Below are 16,456 nucleotides of genomic sequence, written 5' to 3' on the forward strand. Positions count from 1 at the left end.
TTATTTTTTTTATGTACTTAATTTCCCGGTGCAAACGGAAATTTTAATGATTTGAAAGACTCTAAAGTTTGTGTTGGTTTTTCTACTCCAACCGGTAATTCTTTACCTGAATATTGCTGAAAATACAGCAAACAGGCATCGCGCCACCATTTTGATTCTTTGTATTGAATTTCCAGCAACATTTGAACTTCTTTAAAACGTTCGCTGTCAACATATTTTTCCGCTTTATTCCAGGTGTTTTGCATTTCCTGAACCTGATTTACTCCTTCTTGGTATTTTAAAGCCAAGCCGTTCCAGAGTGTTTGGCCATTTTTTAATTTGTAATCCCAAGATACATGATGAAACCATAATAAATCCTGTTCAGGACAAGTTTTTAGATTGTCAAAAACCTGCTCTACTTCCGCCGCATATTGACCTGTGGCATTGGTTCCTGTTTTTGATCGGTCGAAACCAATTCCGTTTTTATCTGCTTTGTGATAATAAGTTGGATTCCATTCTGGTCTGGATAAATTAGAAACCCACGGTCCCGGACCATAATGATGCCCGGTATCCATAATATGATGCAAACCTAGCGGAGTCATATAATTTACAACCGCTTCTCGTGACGTTAACATTATTTCCTTGACTGGTTTAATGAAGTTTTCATTGTTCGAAAAAGTACATCGCAGCCATTCATCAGCAATTATTTCCGAATTTAAATAAGGATCCCATGCTAATCTTCCGAAACCGTACCAATTTGCCTGTGCAAAAGGATGCCCAGTCCAGTTGAGATCATTTCCTATATTCGAAACCCCGGCAATTCCGGTAAGCTTATGTTGGCTTAAAGTTCCATCAACGACTTTGGCAACGGTTGAACCTTTTCCTTTTTGAAAAGTATCTGATTCCAGAACTTCCTGAAATAATTTTGGCAGAAAAACCAAATGTGTACTAAAACCTAAATATTCCTGTGTAATTTGAAATTCCATCATAATTGGCGTTTTTGGCATTGCGCCAAAGAGAGGATGAAAAGGCTCTCTGGGCTGAAAATCGATCGCGCCATTTTTTACCTGAACAATTACGTTGTCTTTAAATTTTCCGTCATACGGTTGAAATTCGGCGTAAGCTTGTTTTGCCCTGTCATTTGCATCATGTTCAGAATATACAAATGCTCTCCACATAATAACGCCGCCAAAAGGCGCTACGGCATCTGCTAACATATTGGCTCCGTCGACATGATCTCTTCCGTAATTTTGAGGTCCGGGTTGTCCTTCAGAATTTGCTTTTACCAGAAATCCTCCAAAATCAGGAATTCTTTTATAAATCTCTTTTGCTTTTTCTTTCCACCAATTGGCTACTTGCGCATCTTTTGGATCGGCTGTTTTTAAACCGCCAATTTCTATTGGTGCCGAAAAACGGGCCGTTAAATATACTTTTATTCCGTAAGGACGAAATACATTCGCTAAAGCTTCTACTTTTTCCATGTATTGAGGAGTCAAAATCAACGCATTTGCATTTACATTGGTTAAAACTGTTCCGTTGATCCCAATCGAGGCATTTGCCCTTGCATAATCAATATAACGCTGATCTATAAAATCAGGTAATTTTTGCCAATTCCATAACGAAAAGCCAGCATAACCACGCTCGACAGTTCTGTCTAAATTGTCCCAATGGTTTAATAGACGAAGATTTATTTTTGGAGCATCGACAATTTTTAAATCTGTGATTGATTTATTGGTTTGCATTAATCTTAAAAAGTGATACACACCGTACAAAACCCCAACATCACTTTTTCCGGCAATGACAATTTGTTTCTTATTTTTTACGGAAATGGATTTAATGATAAAACCTTCTTTATTAATCTGATCAAAACTTCCTATTTCTTTTTGAATTTCAGGATCTAATACTTCTTTAGAACCTAAAATAATATTGTGATCTCCCCCAGCCATTTTTTTAATTTCAAATTCCTTTCCTAACATCCCGCTCAAACCTAATCGTAGTTCTGCACAGGCAATTTTTATAGTCTCAGATTTTCCAAAAGAAACGATTCCCTGAATATTAGAATGATATTCTGCCGCTACGTCAGCATCAGTAGTCTTATTGTATTGCAACCATAATTTATAGTCCTTTTGAGCCGAAGCGGACCAACAAACTACAAAAATAAGTACAATGGATTGGGTAAAAGTCTTTTTTAATTGCGTCATTTTTTAGTTGCTGTTTTTAAATTTATCATTGAGGCACAAATTGCAAATTCAGCTAAAATATTATTATTTGGTAAAAAAAATGCCAAAAAAATATATTATTAAGAATATTAAAGCTTGTGCAATCGGTTGTGCTAAAATACAAAAATATGCCAATAAAAAAATAAAAAACAATTTATTTTCCTGTTTCGCTCTTTTATTGAGGTACTAAATTATTATCAATGGAGATTAAAAAGAATTTGTATAGAAAAAAAATAACCTGTTAATACAGCGATTAACAGGTTATAAGATCGTTTTAAATAAATTCTAAATCCGCTTTGAAGATTCACGAATAAGGACTTGTGTATTTAAAAATGTTATTTCTTTAGCATCCTCTTCTTCTTTAGAAGATTTTAGATTTTTAATAATTAATTCGGCAGCAGCTCTCCCCATCTTCTCCGCAGGATGTGTGATAGTCGAAATATTAGGCTCAATGATTTCTGAGATTGGATCATTATTAAATCCTATTACTGCAAAATCTTGTGGTATTTTAATTCCTCTTTTTTTAGCCGTTTGAACAGCACTTACAGCAAGAATATCTCCAGGCGCAAAAAGCCCGTCAGGAGGAAGCTTTAAATCAAATAATTTATTGCAGGCTTTTACACCATCTTCATACGTCATTTCTTTTAGACTTATAATCAAATCGTCTTCTACAGAAAGTTCATGTTCTAATAATGCATCAATATAACCTCTTTTACGCTCATTATATAGAGTTCCAAATTCTGATCCGGCAGTTAGATGAGCAATTCTCCTGCATCCTTGTTCGATCAGGTGCTTTGTTGCCTTATAACCAGCCAGATAATTATTAATTACAACACGAAATGTATCATAATCTCTTGGAACCCTGTCAACAAATACAAGGGGAATATTATTGTTGGAAAATTGCTGAAAATGAGAAGTATCCTTAGTCTCCATTGCCAGAGAGCAAATAACCCCACTTACTCTGTTACTATATAAGGATTTCGCCAGATCCACTTCTGTCTCGTACGAATCATGCGACTGCATAATAAGTACCGAATATTCAGACTTTTGAGCGGCAATTTCGATACCACTAATCAAAGAAGACAAAAAGGGCTGGGTTATCGTTGGGATTAAAACACCAATGGTTCTGGATTTATTGCCTCTTAAACCCGCAGCCAGAGTGTTTGGGACAAAACCCATTTCCTTGGCTGTTTGCTTCACCTTTTTAATTGTCTTATCACTAATAGTATGGTGATCTTTTAAAGCTCTAGAAATTGTCGATGTCGCAAGATTAAGCTTCTCGGCAATATCGTATATCGTTACGTGTTTATGTTCTTCCATTACTTACTATAGTATAATGAGTAAATGTAATTATTTTAATTCTATTACAGTTGAAAAAATTTCTTTTCACACAATCGGTTGTTCGATTTGATCCTTTTACTATAAAATGCTATCTTCATCTTTATTCTGCTAAAAAAGAATAAGTATTGTTTGGTTTATTTTGTTCAGATTCTTATCATTGTATTTCGACATCTTTTAATTCAAGTAAATACTGCACTACTAATACTGCATTGAAAAATAAATGACTGTACAAGATTTAATTGGTAATTATTCCATTTCAGGAAGCAATCAGGACGAGAGTAATCAAATAACATATAAAGGTATTTTGAGTCTTTCGCTCGATGAAAACAATCGCATTATCGCTAACTGGCTAATCAACAATACCCAACAACAAAACGGGCATGGTTTTTTTAAAGATAATATTTTAGTCATTAACTTTAACTACAGAGGAGATGACAAAAAAATATACAAAGGGATAGCTGTTTACAGATGCATCAACAAAGATGTACTGGAAGGCTTTTGGTCTGAAAAACACGGAAACCCGCTCTATTTAGGTACAGAGCACTGTTTAAGGCTCAATAATAAAAATCTAAACTAGACTGGATTTTTATAAATACTTTTTTATTTCTCTATTTAAAAATAACCGCTTTTTAAGATCGCGGTTTAGGCAGGTTTCTGTCGTACATAATAATAGTTCCTGCAACAGCTACATTTAAACTTTTTTCTGATTTAAATTTAATTAAATGATGGCATTTATCCATTACTTTTCTGGATAAGCCATGGTCTTCTGCTCCCAATAAATAAACACAGCGGCGCGGATGTTCAAAGGTTTCTAAATCCGAAGCTTTTTCATCTAATTCAACACCAACCAATCGGGCGCCTTTAGGTAAGTTGTCAAAAAATGCTTCAAAAGTATCGTAATGAAAATAAGGAATTGCTTTTACTGCATCGTGAGTATCACAGGCTTGTTTGGCATATCGATTACCAATAGTAAAGATAAAAGTAGCTCCTAAGTTTTGAGCCGATCGCCACAAAACACCTAAATTTTCAGGCGTTTTACCATTTTGTATTCCTATTCCGAAATATTCATTTATAAAATTATCATTCATAAAGGCAAAAATACAAACTGTAAATAGATAAATCAATTTTTATATGAAGAAGAACAAAAATCCTTTTCAGGACATATTTAAATATTTATATTACAGTTACTTTAGTAGGACTTTCTTCCATAAGATCACGATTGCAGTTTTCTCATTAATCACTATCTGATTAATTATCTTTTACCACAATACTCTTTTGTACTGCTTTTTTAATTGCAATTCTTAGTAAACGATTTGGGTTTCAATTCAAAATAAAATGTTAATTAAAAGCTTTTGATTGTTAATACTTGATTTAAATAACCAATAAAGTAAGATAATTCTCTTATTAAACCGGCTGAAAAATCATAACTCTTAAGTGGAAATTATGTTAAATTAATCTTAAAAAATAAAATTAAGCGTTAATTAAATTATTTTTTAAACATTTAAAATTAAGTAATTTAAATACAATTATCTCATTTATTTATTGAAGTAGTATTTCTTTTGCATCTTTTCTTAAAATTCAATTATGTAAAAAAAATACTATTACTAAATCTATAATTACTATTTTTACACAGTCTAAATAAGAATAGTTGCTTTGTTTTTTCAAATTTAAGCAATTGATAATTCACCAATGAGAAATACCAACACTTACAGTTCTATACCAAAAATGATTATTACAGGTTTTATTTTGTTACAATGTAGCTTAATACAATCGCAAACGAATACGATAAAAGGATCTGTTTATCATTCGGACGATCCATTATCAAAAGCAATGATTGTATTAGAGCCTGGTGGGAAAATCGCAACATCGGGCAGCAATGGTTCTTTTTCATTTTACGGATTAACAAACGGAAAGTATACTATAACGGTTACTAACATGGGATTTAAAGATTACATACAAGAGATTATTCTGGACGGACATGCCGCTAAAACTCTTCATATCGAGATGGAAGCTGGTATTGACCTAAAAGAAGTAAGCGTAGTAGGCCGTGTTGCTAAGAATAATCCCGAAAACCTGGTCAACGCACAATACAGTGCAATGCCTGTTACCATAATTGACCGAAAAACGATAGAATTAATGGGCAGCAGAAGACTTGATGAAGTGTTAAAAGAACAAACCGGGATTGCTGTCGTCAATAATATAAGCGGCGGTGCGAGATCAGTAGGCGTACAAATGCAGGGGTTTGGCAGTGAATACATCATGGTGCTCATAGACGGGCAGCCTATGGTGGGGAGAAATAACGGAAATTTTGATCTTTCCCGAATTAGTGTTTCAAACATTGAACGTATCGAGATTATCAAAGGCGCTTCATCAAGTCTTTATGGCAGCGAAGCTCTTGGCGGTACTATTAATATTATTACAAGACACGGAGTTATCGATCCGCAAATGCAGGCTTCCTTAAGTTACGGATCACTTAACATTATAGATGCTACACTCGAAGGAGAAACACCATTTTTACAAAACAAGGGAACCGCAAATCTTGCTGCTAATTATTACAGAACAGACGGTTACAATACAAATTCGAAATATATAAAAGGAAATACATCTCCGCCTTACGATAATTACAGTTTACAAGGAAGATCCCGTTATCAAATCAATGAAAAAAGCTTTCTTAATTTAAGCGGACGTTATGGTTTGCGCCGTTCTTTTATGCAGAAGGATTTTGGTTTGGGTCATATTTCAGGTGATAATCAGGACGAACAGGATCTTAATCTTTCTGTTTCTTTCGATCATCGTTTTAATAGCAATCTCAGAAGCATCACCAGATATTATCTTACTTACTACACTGCAGATATGAGTGTAGCCTGGCAGCAAACCAATAATGCTGTAAGTCAGGATGTTTTTAAACAAACACTCCACCGATTTGAACAGCAATTTTCGTACAGTAATAACAATTCATATCAGCTTGTTGGAGGCGTTGGCGGAAGCCTAGAAAACATGAATGACAACGCACTAAACAATGTAAATTCATTAGAAAATTTCTTTTCTTTTATTCAGGGCGAATGGACACCTTTTCAGAAATTAAAGGCCGTTGGCGGATTGCGCTACGACCATACCAATAATTTTGGAGGAAGACTGAATCCAAGTTTTGGATTGCAGTATTTTATGACTCCCAAAATAACTTTTAAGGCCGGAATTGGTACAGGTTTTAAAGCTCCTGATTTCAAAACCAACTACTTAGTGTTTTACAATTCCAGCAGCAACTATCTGGTTATTGGTAATGCAGTCCTCGCTCCTACACTACAGCAAATGCAACAAGACGGACAGATAAGCGAAATTAGGCAATATGTACTTAATCAAACCGCCGGAAATCTGCAGGCTGAAAAAAGCACATCTTACAATGCAGGATTAATTCTGGAACCTTCTAAAAAATTTAAAATCGAAGGAAATGTATTTTATCATAAAATAACCAATCAAATCAACAGCATACAAGTTGCTACAGGTACAAACAACAGGATTATCTACACCTATCAAAATCTTCCTGAAGCCGTGAACAAAGGCTTTGAAATTGGCATCAAATATAGTCCGCTAAAAAATCTGGAAATAAGTACAGGATATCAATACTTAATTGCGAAAGATCTTAGCGTAAAAGACAGTATCAGTGCAGGAAAATGGCCTTATAGTCAAAACATACATGATCCCGCCACAGGAAACTCTTATAAGCCGCGTCCATCTGATTATTGGGGAATTGAAAATCGTTCCCGTCATATGGCAAATGCAGCCGTTTTTTACAATTATACGCCCTGGAAACTTAATGCCAATGTCAGGGTAAACTTTAGGGGCAAATATCCGTTTGGAGATCGCAACGGAAATCAATTCATCGATAAGTACGATATTTTTGTAAAAGAATATTGGCTTACCAATGCCAGTCTGGAAAAACGCTTGCTAAAAGACCATCTCAGCATCAGATTTACTGCAGATAATATTTTCAATTATACCGATCCTCTAATGCCCGGACAGCCCGGAAGAATTCTTCTGGCCGGCGTAAGTTACCGATTCTTTAAAGATCAATAAAATAATAAACATTAATACTTTCTAAATGATAACAAACAAAACCGTTAAAAAATACAGCGCACTGCTACTACTTTTTACAGTAACATTTTTCAGCTCGTGCAGCAGTAATGAAGAAGATACAACTGCTTCTCTGGCAGATGGTAAAAGTACAGTAATCACAGATCTTGCTGGAGATACCGGAGCTTCTATGGGTGGCGGTACAGATGGCAAAGAACAAAGAAGCTTTCATACTTTTCTTTTCCGTTTTAGTGATCAGAAACAAATATGGCTTCACACAAAAGCGGATTCTTTGCAATATATGAAAACATCCAACTGGGATTTGGCTTTTACGGGGCCTTATAATAGTGAAGTTTTTGTAAATAATGCAAAATACCAATACAATCCCGGTTTTGGTGGTCCAGCCGAAAAAACAGCTGTGATTCTGGTTAATGAAGATTATAAAAATGTAAGCCAGGCTCCTTCTGATGCCAATTTTGATAGCAGCGAAGTGACCAAAATAGGCTGGGCATCATCTGAAAGTTCTGCCGGCTGGTTTTATTACAGTTTAAGCAGTCATATTATGCAGTCGATTCCAAATCGTACCTATGCAATAAGACTTCCGAATGGGAAATATGCCAAACTGCAGCTCATAAATGCTTATAAAGGCAATCCGCCTGCTGTAACTGACCTTAACTGGCCAGCTCCTTATTTTACCTTTAAGTATTATATTCAAAATGACGGAAGCAAAAATTTAAACACAAACTAATTATTCGATGAAAAAAATTAAAACCCTAATTAAAGAAATACCACAAATACTTTTGCCGCTTTTGCTCCTTGCTGTACTACTAACAGCATGTTCATCAGATGATAAACCCGCAGATTCAGAAAACGGTAGTGAAAATCCCGGAACAGAGGTACCCGATAACGGCTTGTTTTATAAAGTAATACATGTAAAAAATTATCAGGGAAGTACTTCTGATGACAATCCTACTGCTCCATCGGCAACGCTCTATTACAGTCTTGAAGAAAACAAAGCTGTGGAAGGTTCTTATAAAAAAACAAAAAAATGGGACTTGGCGTTTGGCGGACTTTATGCCAGTTTTTTATCTGGAAATAACGGCACCAATACACAAAATAACGGTTCTCTTGCAGGCGGTGTGGGAGGAATTACAATTGTCGCAAAACATTTTAATGATGTAGTTGATATTCCGGCCGACAATCAGTTCAAAACAGGTATTGACCTTATTGGTACAGATGATGCAGGTTCCTTTGGTAACGGAACCGGATGGTACTTATACGATTTTGGAGGTGAAGTGGTAACTGATGGCACTAATCCTCAAAAAGCGCACGTAGCTTATGCGCTTGGAGAATCTCTTAAAATTGCGAACGGAACTGTGATTCCGGCCAGAACAATTATCCTAAAAACAGCTAACGGAAATTACGCCAAAATTAAAATGATTTCTGTTTACAAAGATGTATACACTTCTGCCGAGTGGTTTAAAGATACTCCGCATATGTATTACACTTTTGACTATGTAATGGTTCCTAAAGGAAGTACCAAATTTGAAATTAAATAACTCTATCCTAATTAACATGACTATTAAAATTACCCAATTCAAAACAATGTCATTTTTTACTGCTTTCACCTTATTTAGTCTCTTAACTTCATGTGATAATGAAGAAGACAGGTGGACAGATGTAAAAGGAGAAACCATTAAAGAAGTTGTAACAGACCTTGATGCAAAACGCATTCTATCTTTTAAAGTCACAAATCCGGGCGAAAGTCAGGCTTTATACAGTGCTGTAGATAACGTAAAAAAAACGATTACGGTTTATCTGCCCTCTTTTTACGAATATCAATATCTGGAAACTGCTATAACATTACCCGAAAAAACTACAATTTCTCCAGTTTCCACAGAGTTGCTTCCTGTATTTAGTAAAACTCCCGTAACCTACACTACAAAAGCCGCAGATGAAACAACAGCTGTATATACCGTTAAAATTGTGATACAACAGCCGGAAATAATTTTAAAAGAATTGTCTACCGAAACTGAGATTTTTAACATCCAGGCAGGATCTTCTCTAACCGTAAAAGGAGAAAACTTCGTACCGTCTTATGAAGTAACAAAGTTATTTATTGTAGATGCACAAGGAAACAAAAAATTCCAGTTGAAACAATATAATGATGGAGTCGATATTGCAAGTTTTTATATTATGTACTCATTTCCTACAATTGAAAACGGTCTTCAGACCGATACTGATTATTGGCTGTTGATGGAAAGCTATAATGTTTCTAAAACAATGAAATATCCTTTCAGGATCACCAATTAAATAAGAAAATAAAAAAATGCCTGTCTTCGCTGCCAGGGTAATGAAATAAGCCACTTAATCTATTTAATATAAAAAATTATGAAAAAATTTATTTTATCAATTGTAGCATTGGCTGCTATTTCAATGACATCTTGTAGCAATGACGAACAAACTGTTGATTCACAAGCACAAGCAAAAGAACAAGAAGGATCAAGCAATCTAACAAAAAAAGCTTTACTTGATCTTTGTACTGTAACTGCAACCTCTGTAACTGTAAACAGATGGCAGGCTCCATCCTCTGTTGATGCCAACTGGACTCCGGTTGCTGCGACAATTGGAGGTGTAAATGTACAATGGGAAGGAATTTACGGCGCCTCTGTACGTCCTGTAGGCAATACGGGAAAATGGTATGTAGGTACAATAGACCTAAGTTCAACTTGTGATGAGTGGGGAACCTGGAAAACGGCGGTTGCTGTAAAAAATGCAGCAGCTAATCTTGGTACCGCTCCAACAGACAAATACAATGTATTAGGATATAACGGTACTATATCAGGAACAAGTTACGGTTTAGGATATTATTCATACAATATCACTACGCATGTTATGACTCCTTCTAAAGCGATTGTAATCTGGAAAACAAACTCAGGAACAGATGCTACATCTGTTACAAGTCCTTCATCAGCTACAGAAGCTTATTTGGTTAAAGTAACAAGTGTTACTCCAGGTACTTCAAGCAGTACAATAAACTATAACTGGACAAAAGTATTATAATTAATAACGCGTAAAAAAGAACATGGGATCATGAAATGTTTAAAGGTTACTTGCAGCAAAGCTGACCGGCGATCTCTGCATATTACCCCTATCCTATCATTCCCCCATGACTATCAAACGGCCTTATAAATTACCGTAAGCATCGAAAGTACAGGCATTTTAAAAAATAAAAGCAAGCCAATCAATGAGCTGCAAAACTAATAAATAAAATCTTTTAAAAATTAAATAACCCATACAATCATGGATAAAAGCAACAAAACCGGTATATTTTTACATACCGCTATACTACTTTTCTTATCAACACTCTTCTTTTCCTGTGATACAGAATATGTTGATAAAATCAATGACATTCCAGGTGATGTAATTAAAGTTCCCGGATACACCCAAATCGAATCATTTACTTTTAAGGATACCGAAAATAATGCTATTAATGGTGCTCTAACTGATGATGCTATCATCATTACCTGGAGCAGTTATATGGCATTGCCGGAAACCATTAAACCCGAGATTATTCTTGGTACAGAAGCAACTATTAGTCCCGCATCAGGCGCAGAAGTCCCTTTTAAAGACGGTACTGTATATACTGTTACTTCAAAAGCAGGCACTACAAAAAAATATACCATCAAAATAGACATTAGACAAAAAGAGCCTAAAAGCTGGACATATAATTCTGGAGATTTTTTATACAAAGGTTTTATGCAAAGAATGACCAATAATGAGTCGGCAACCGGTATAGATAATTTATGGTTAAGTCTTAAAGATACCAAAGTATATTTTGTAGATGCTACTGATAAAAAAACAGAATACACCGCAGAAATAGTTTATCTGGGAGTTGGAGACGGCGGATTATTTCCCGATTATGGAGTGTACTACTTTCTTCCAGATAATATGCCTGCGGGAAAATATGATATGCGTATTAAGAATGGTGCGTACGTACTGCAAAACACAAGTGTAGATAAAAGGTTTAAGGTTGAGGTTGCAGAACCTGATTATTTTTCTGCTGAAAGATATGGTACTCTAATCGAGAAACAAGCTGGTGAAACCTTTGAAATTCGAGGTGGAATGATGAATACCATAACAGCTGCAGTTCTTTATAATAACAAAGCTAAAACTTTAATTTATCCTGTCGAAATTGTAAGTCTAACTCCCTACAGAGCTGTGTTAAAAGTACCATCAGGAATTCCTGCAGGAATATATGACAGAATTAGATTTACCACCAATGATGGTTCTTCAGTTTTAAATTATAGTGTAACTATTAAGTAATATTTTTTTTGAAAGAATAAAGCCTTTAGATCAATTATTTCTAAAGGCTTTTTCTCCAACTTTCTCAACACTTGGAATTTGTTTTTTTTTAATTGGAATTTTCACCCAATTTCCTTCTTCCATTTCTTGTACATCCTTATCATGAATTGCTTAACTTTTAAAAGTAGTTTTCTGAAGTTCTTCCAAAGATTTTCCTTTGGTTTCCGGCATCATAAAAATCACGAAAAGCAATTGAAATACCATCATTACAGCAAAAATCAAAAATACAGTTCCGGCTCCAATCGTCGAGAATAAAAAAGGAATCATGGACGGAATAATAGCTGCCAGAATCCAATGTACTGATGAACCAAATGCCTGGCCGCTGGCACGTAAATGATTGGGAAAAATCTCTGAGATAAAGACCCAAATTACAGCACCTTGTCCTATGGCATGCGAAGCAATAAATAAGAATAAAAAAACAGGTACCTGCATTCCTTCCCATTTTAGAAAAAAAGCAATAGAGACCAATCCCAGAGAAATAATATAGCCAACAGATCCAATATACATTAGCACTTTTCGACCCAAAACGTCAATTAAAAAAACACCAATAAGTGTAAATATTAAATTAGTTACACCAATACCCACACTACTAATTAAGGCTGCACTTTGTTCTAAGCCAGCTTCTGCAAAAATCCTTGGCGCATAATATAAAAATGCATTAATTCCTGAAAACTGATTAAATACTGCGATTAAAAAAGCCAGCATCAATGGATATCTGTATTTTTTCAAGAATATAGTCTCTTTCTTTAAATCCTTATTATCTTCCTGACCAATATGGAGTTCCTGCATTAAATCTTCAATACGGGCTGTAGGGTCAATTTTTTGTAAAATCGTTTTGGCTTCATCAATTCTTGATTTAGAAAGTAACCATCTTGGACTTTCCGGAATCGTAAAAACAATTACCGTATAAAAAAAAGCAGGAAAAGCCATTATACCAATCATCCATCGCCAGGCATTTTCTCCTGCATCCCGCAATAAATAATTGGACAAAAAAGCCATCAAAATTCCCAAAACAATATTAAACTGATATAACGAAACCAATCTTCCTCTATCTTTTGCAGGCGCAATTTCAGAAACATAAGCCGGTGCCGCGATAGTCGATGCGCCAATTCCTAATCCGCCTAAAAATCTAAAAAAGGCAAAAGTCCAGGGATCGTTTGCCAAAGAGGAACCAATTGCCGAAACCAAAAATAAAATTCCAATCCAGATAAGGGTCTTTTTTCTTCCTAATACATTGGTCGGAATACCTCCAAAAATAGCTCCTGCCACAGTTCCCCATAAAGCCATAGCCATTACAACAGAACCGTGAAAAACATCCGAAGTATGCCATAATTCCTGTAATCTGGTATCGGCACCAGAAATTACAACGGTATCAAAACCAAATAAAAATCCAGCCAATGCAGCTGTAACAGACCATAATAATATTTTGTTCATAGTGGTATTTATTAAATCATTAAAAAAAGCGCAACACCTCATCAATATTTTGTCATCTCTATAAATATTCATAAAAAAGTGCCTAATAAACTTCTTATTATTCAGTAATTTTAAAAGAATAAGATCCAGATTTAAGCTGAATCACTTTAAATAATCCTTCTTTACTGACACTAATATCCTTTGAATTACAAGTAAAATTACTATTCTTTTCTAAATAGAAACTAGCAGTAGCATTTGGCGGAACCACTACTTCATAAAATACTTTTTTGTTTTCTCTTTTCCAGTTCGACACTATTTTCCCGTAAGGAGATGTATGTTCTGATTCGAAATAAGTAAGGTCTTTTACAAAATTGGGTTTTAAAATTATATGCTTAAAACCCGGCAAACTTTCGTCAGGAAAAATACCGCCCAGTCCTTTGTACATCCACGCTCCTATTTCTCCAAACATAATATGATTCATCGAAGCGTCATTTTTTTCAACATTCAAAGGCCAGTTTTCAAACAAAGTGGTAGCCCCATTTTTGATCCAATATCCCCAGGAGGGAAAATCTTCCTGAGAAGCAATTTTATAAGCAGCATCGGCATAGCCATTTTCGCTTAATGCATTTAGCAAAGACTTTGTGCCTAATAAACCAACATCAAGATGAAAATTAGTTTCCTGTACTTTTTTATACAAATTATCGGCTACTTTTTGTTTGTACGCATCAGGAACCAATCCCCAATATAATGGGCCGGACAATTCTGTTTGGGTACCGCTGCAATACAAATAGGTACTTTTATTAAAAAACTGTTCATTGAATACGCTTTTAATTTTTTCTGCCAAATTAAAATAGTGATTGGCCTCGTTGGTGTTTCCTAACAGTTTTGCGGTCTTAGCTAAAATTAAAACATCTGTATAATAATACATTGTAGAAGTAAGCGGTTTCGAACTGGTGCTTTTTACAGGAACCCAATCGCCTAATCCCCAATCTGTAATACCGGTTGGATATTTCTTATCAATTAAATCTACATACTTTTTTATGTTGGGATACATTTTGGTCAGCAAACGGGCATCGCCATAAAACTCATATATTTTCCACGGAATAATCGCTATAGAACTCGTCCAGTCAGGGCCGGTTGCAAATTCATAGCCAAATGCTCCGGGATTTGGAACAATATTGGAAATCCCTCCATCGGGTTGTTGCTCGTCCTGATGATCGGCGAGCCATTTTTCGTAAATGGTAATTGCGTCAAAATTATACAATCCCGTTTCTATATTCGTGTGCGCGTCGCCTGTCCAGCCGTTTTTTTCGCGTTGCGGGCAATCTGTCGGATAACCAAATAAATTTGCGAGATAACTACTATTTGTTGCTTCCCATATTTTATTAAAAACCTGATTCGAAGTTTTAATTTTCCCCACGGCAGGAACATCGCTGTGCATTTCAAGCGCAACAAGATTATGATGATCTAGTGCAAAAGGCCGGCTTGAAGTTACTTCTACATATTGAAATCCTTTGTAATTAAATTTTGGAGAAAAACTTTCTTTATCATTTCCTTTTGCAATAAAAATATCGGTCTGAAAAGGATCAGTATTGTCAGTGGGTCTGTAATGCAAATCGATATTAGAAAGATCAACCATTCCGTTTTTGTACAAACGTTCTGCGTGTTTTATTCTGAAAATAGTTCCGGAAACTGCATTTTTGATCGAAAGGCTCACTGTTCCGGCAATATTTCTGGGGAAGGTAAAAACCGATAAAGTGTCATTTATTCTGTTTACTTTCGTTGGTTTTAAATGTGCCGTAACCCGAATTGGATGTAATTGCTGTGACACTAATTTTGATGATGGCGATTGTACAATTATGGCTTTATTCCAGTTGTTATCGTTATAATCAGGTTTGTTCCAGTTGCTCATTTCTTTGCGCGCATCATAATGTTCACCAGTGTAAATGCTATTAAAGATTACAGGACTGTCAGCCGTTTTCCATGTTTCATCTGTGACTATTGTTTCCGTAGTATTATCAGAATAAGTAATTCTGATATTGACCAGACAACGAGGTCGATTTCTCCAAATTGTTTTATCAAAATGCCAAACAGCGGTCGATTGATGGTTGTACCAGCCGTTTCCTAACAAAATACCAAATGCATTTTTCCCGTTTTGCAGCTGTTTTGTAATATCGAGTGTTGCGTACAAATTTCTACTGTCGAATTTGGTAAACATAGGATCCAGCATTCGATCTCCTGCTTTTTTTCCATTTACATAAAATTCATATAATCCGCCTGCTGTAATATAAGCACGAGCAGTTTTTATCGTTTTTGCTGTTGTAATTTCTTTCCTGAAATAAGGAGCCGGTTTGTAATTCATATCATGAGAATCGGATATCCAACTGCCTTTCCAATCGCTAAATTGTAACATTGCCGTTTCAAATCGCTGAATTTTTGAAATCTGCATTTTATTTTTTCCATCCCAAATTTTTACTCTCCAGAAATAAGTGGTAAAAGATTTCAGAGCTATTCCGCTATAAGGAATTAAAATAGCATCAGACGCTACTTTTCCGCTATTCCAAACAAATCCTTCGCCTTTTTTTAAAGCGATAGAATCTGTTGCGATTTCTATTTGATAGGCTGTTTGTAGTACATTATGTCCGCTGCCACTTAATTGCCACGAAAGTCTTGGCTGAGGTACATCAATTCCCAACGGATTAACCAAATGCTCGCACTTGAGATTTACAGGAGTTTGAGAATAACCCGCGAAACTCATTAACAGAAAAAGGAAAAACGGATATATTATTTTAGTAATTTTTTTATGCTGTATTATCATTAGATTTTCTTTTTTTTAATAGTTGCATTGGTTTTAATATTATTAAAGAATCGCCAATTTTCAAGTATCAATTTCCTGACTAGCCTCCTGCTTTAGCTAGAGGTAATAATTAGCGCAATAATAGGCTTTAGCCAAATCACGCATTTTTGGCTAAAGCCATTGAGATTGATTTTATATAAACCCCAGCTAAAGCTGGAGCCTAGTCAAAAAAACTTAGGATATCTTCGAGAGATTTTTTCGACAATGTTTT

The 16,456-nt window shown here is 35.3% G+C and carries 12 protein-coding genes; 7 read left to right on the plus strand and 5 right to left on the minus strand.

Annotated elements, in window-relative coordinates; translation table 11 throughout:
- Positions 1–17 precede the first annotated feature (17 nt).
- Both B0M43_RS18780 and B0M43_RS18785 read right to left on the minus strand, forming a co-directional pair.
- Complete coding sequence (locus tag B0M43_RS18780; RefSeq protein ID WP_078007715.1) at positions 18–2,180, minus strand: alpha-glucuronidase family glycosyl hydrolase; 2,163 nt, start codon at positions 2,178–2,180, stop codon at positions 18–20.
- A 303-nt stretch (positions 2,181–2,483) separates the two neighbouring features.
- Positions 2,484–3,518 carry a LacI family DNA-binding transcriptional regulator gene (locus B0M43_RS18785; protein ID WP_065448451.1) on the minus strand — a complete coding sequence of 345 codons (1,035 nt, stop codon included), beginning with the start codon at positions 3,516–3,518 and terminating at the stop codon, positions 2,484–2,486.
- 241 nt (positions 3,519–3,759) lie between these two features.
- On the opposite strand from B0M43_RS18785, the gene B0M43_RS18790 reads away from it, so the two are divergent.
- Complete coding sequence (locus tag B0M43_RS18790; protein WP_065448450.1) at positions 3,760–4,116, plus strand: hypothetical protein; 357 nt, start codon at positions 3,760–3,762, stop codon at positions 4,114–4,116.
- A gap of 52 nt (positions 4,117–4,168) precedes the next feature.
- Here the strand turns inward: B0M43_RS18790 and B0M43_RS18795 are convergent, their stop codons facing one another.
- Positions 4,169–4,627: an RNA methyltransferase gene (locus B0M43_RS18795; protein ID WP_065448449.1), complete on the minus strand. Its 459-nt coding sequence runs from the start codon at positions 4,625–4,627 to the stop codon at positions 4,169–4,171.
- 601 nt (positions 4,628–5,228) lie between these two features.
- On the opposite strand from B0M43_RS18795, the gene B0M43_RS18800 reads away from it, so the two are divergent.
- From B0M43_RS18800 to B0M43_RS18825, 6 genes are all read left to right on the plus strand, one after another.
- Positions 5,229–7,613 carry a TonB-dependent receptor gene (locus tag B0M43_RS18800; protein WP_078007716.1) on the plus strand — a complete coding sequence of 795 codons (2,385 nt, stop codon included), beginning with the start codon at positions 5,229–5,231 and terminating at the stop codon, positions 7,611–7,613.
- Positions 7,614–7,638: 25 nt separating this feature from the next.
- The gene (locus B0M43_RS18805; RefSeq protein WP_078007717.1) at positions 7,639–8,358 is read left to right on the plus strand and encodes an HmuY family protein; all 720 of its coding nucleotides are present in this window, start codon (positions 7,639–7,641) and stop codon (positions 8,356–8,358) included.
- Between the two features lie 7 nt (positions 8,359–8,365).
- Entirely contained in the window at positions 8,366–9,169 is an 804-nt protein-coding gene (locus B0M43_RS18810) for an HmuY family protein (protein WP_078007718.1), read from the plus strand.
- A gap of 46 nt (positions 9,170–9,215) precedes the next feature.
- Positions 9,216–9,923 (plus strand): hypothetical protein, encoded by a 708-nt coding sequence (locus B0M43_RS18815; protein WP_123921818.1) that lies wholly within the window; start codon positions 9,216–9,218, stop codon positions 9,921–9,923.
- A 78-nt stretch (positions 9,924–10,001) separates the two neighbouring features.
- Positions 10,002–10,673, plus strand: a complete 672-nt coding sequence (locus tag B0M43_RS18820) for a hypothetical protein (RefSeq protein WP_078007720.1) — start codon at positions 10,002–10,004, stop codon at positions 10,671–10,673.
- Positions 10,674–10,913: 240 nt separating this feature from the next.
- The gene (locus B0M43_RS18825) at positions 10,914–11,936 is read left to right on the plus strand and encodes a hypothetical protein (protein WP_078007721.1); all 1,023 of its coding nucleotides are present in this window, start codon (positions 10,914–10,916) and stop codon (positions 11,934–11,936) included.
- A gap of 150 nt (positions 11,937–12,086) precedes the next feature.
- Here the strand turns inward: B0M43_RS18825 and B0M43_RS18830 are convergent, their stop codons facing one another.
- Together B0M43_RS18830 and B0M43_RS18835 are read right to left on the minus strand one after the other, a co-directional pair.
- A complete protein-coding gene (locus B0M43_RS18830; RefSeq protein WP_078007722.1) occupies positions 12,087–13,409 on the minus strand; it encodes a sugar porter family MFS transporter in 1,323 nt (440 codons plus the stop codon).
- Positions 13,410–13,506: 97 nt separating this feature from the next.
- Entirely contained in the window at positions 13,507–16,206 is a 2,700-nt protein-coding gene (locus B0M43_RS18835) for a glycoside hydrolase family 78 protein (protein ID WP_078007723.1), read from the minus strand.
- Positions 16,207–16,456 lie beyond the last annotated feature (250 nt).

It is taken from the genome of Flavobacterium sp. KBS0721 (assembly GCF_002007065.3).
GTDB lineage: Bacteria > Bacteroidota > Bacteroidia > Flavobacteriales > Flavobacteriaceae > Flavobacterium > Flavobacterium piscis.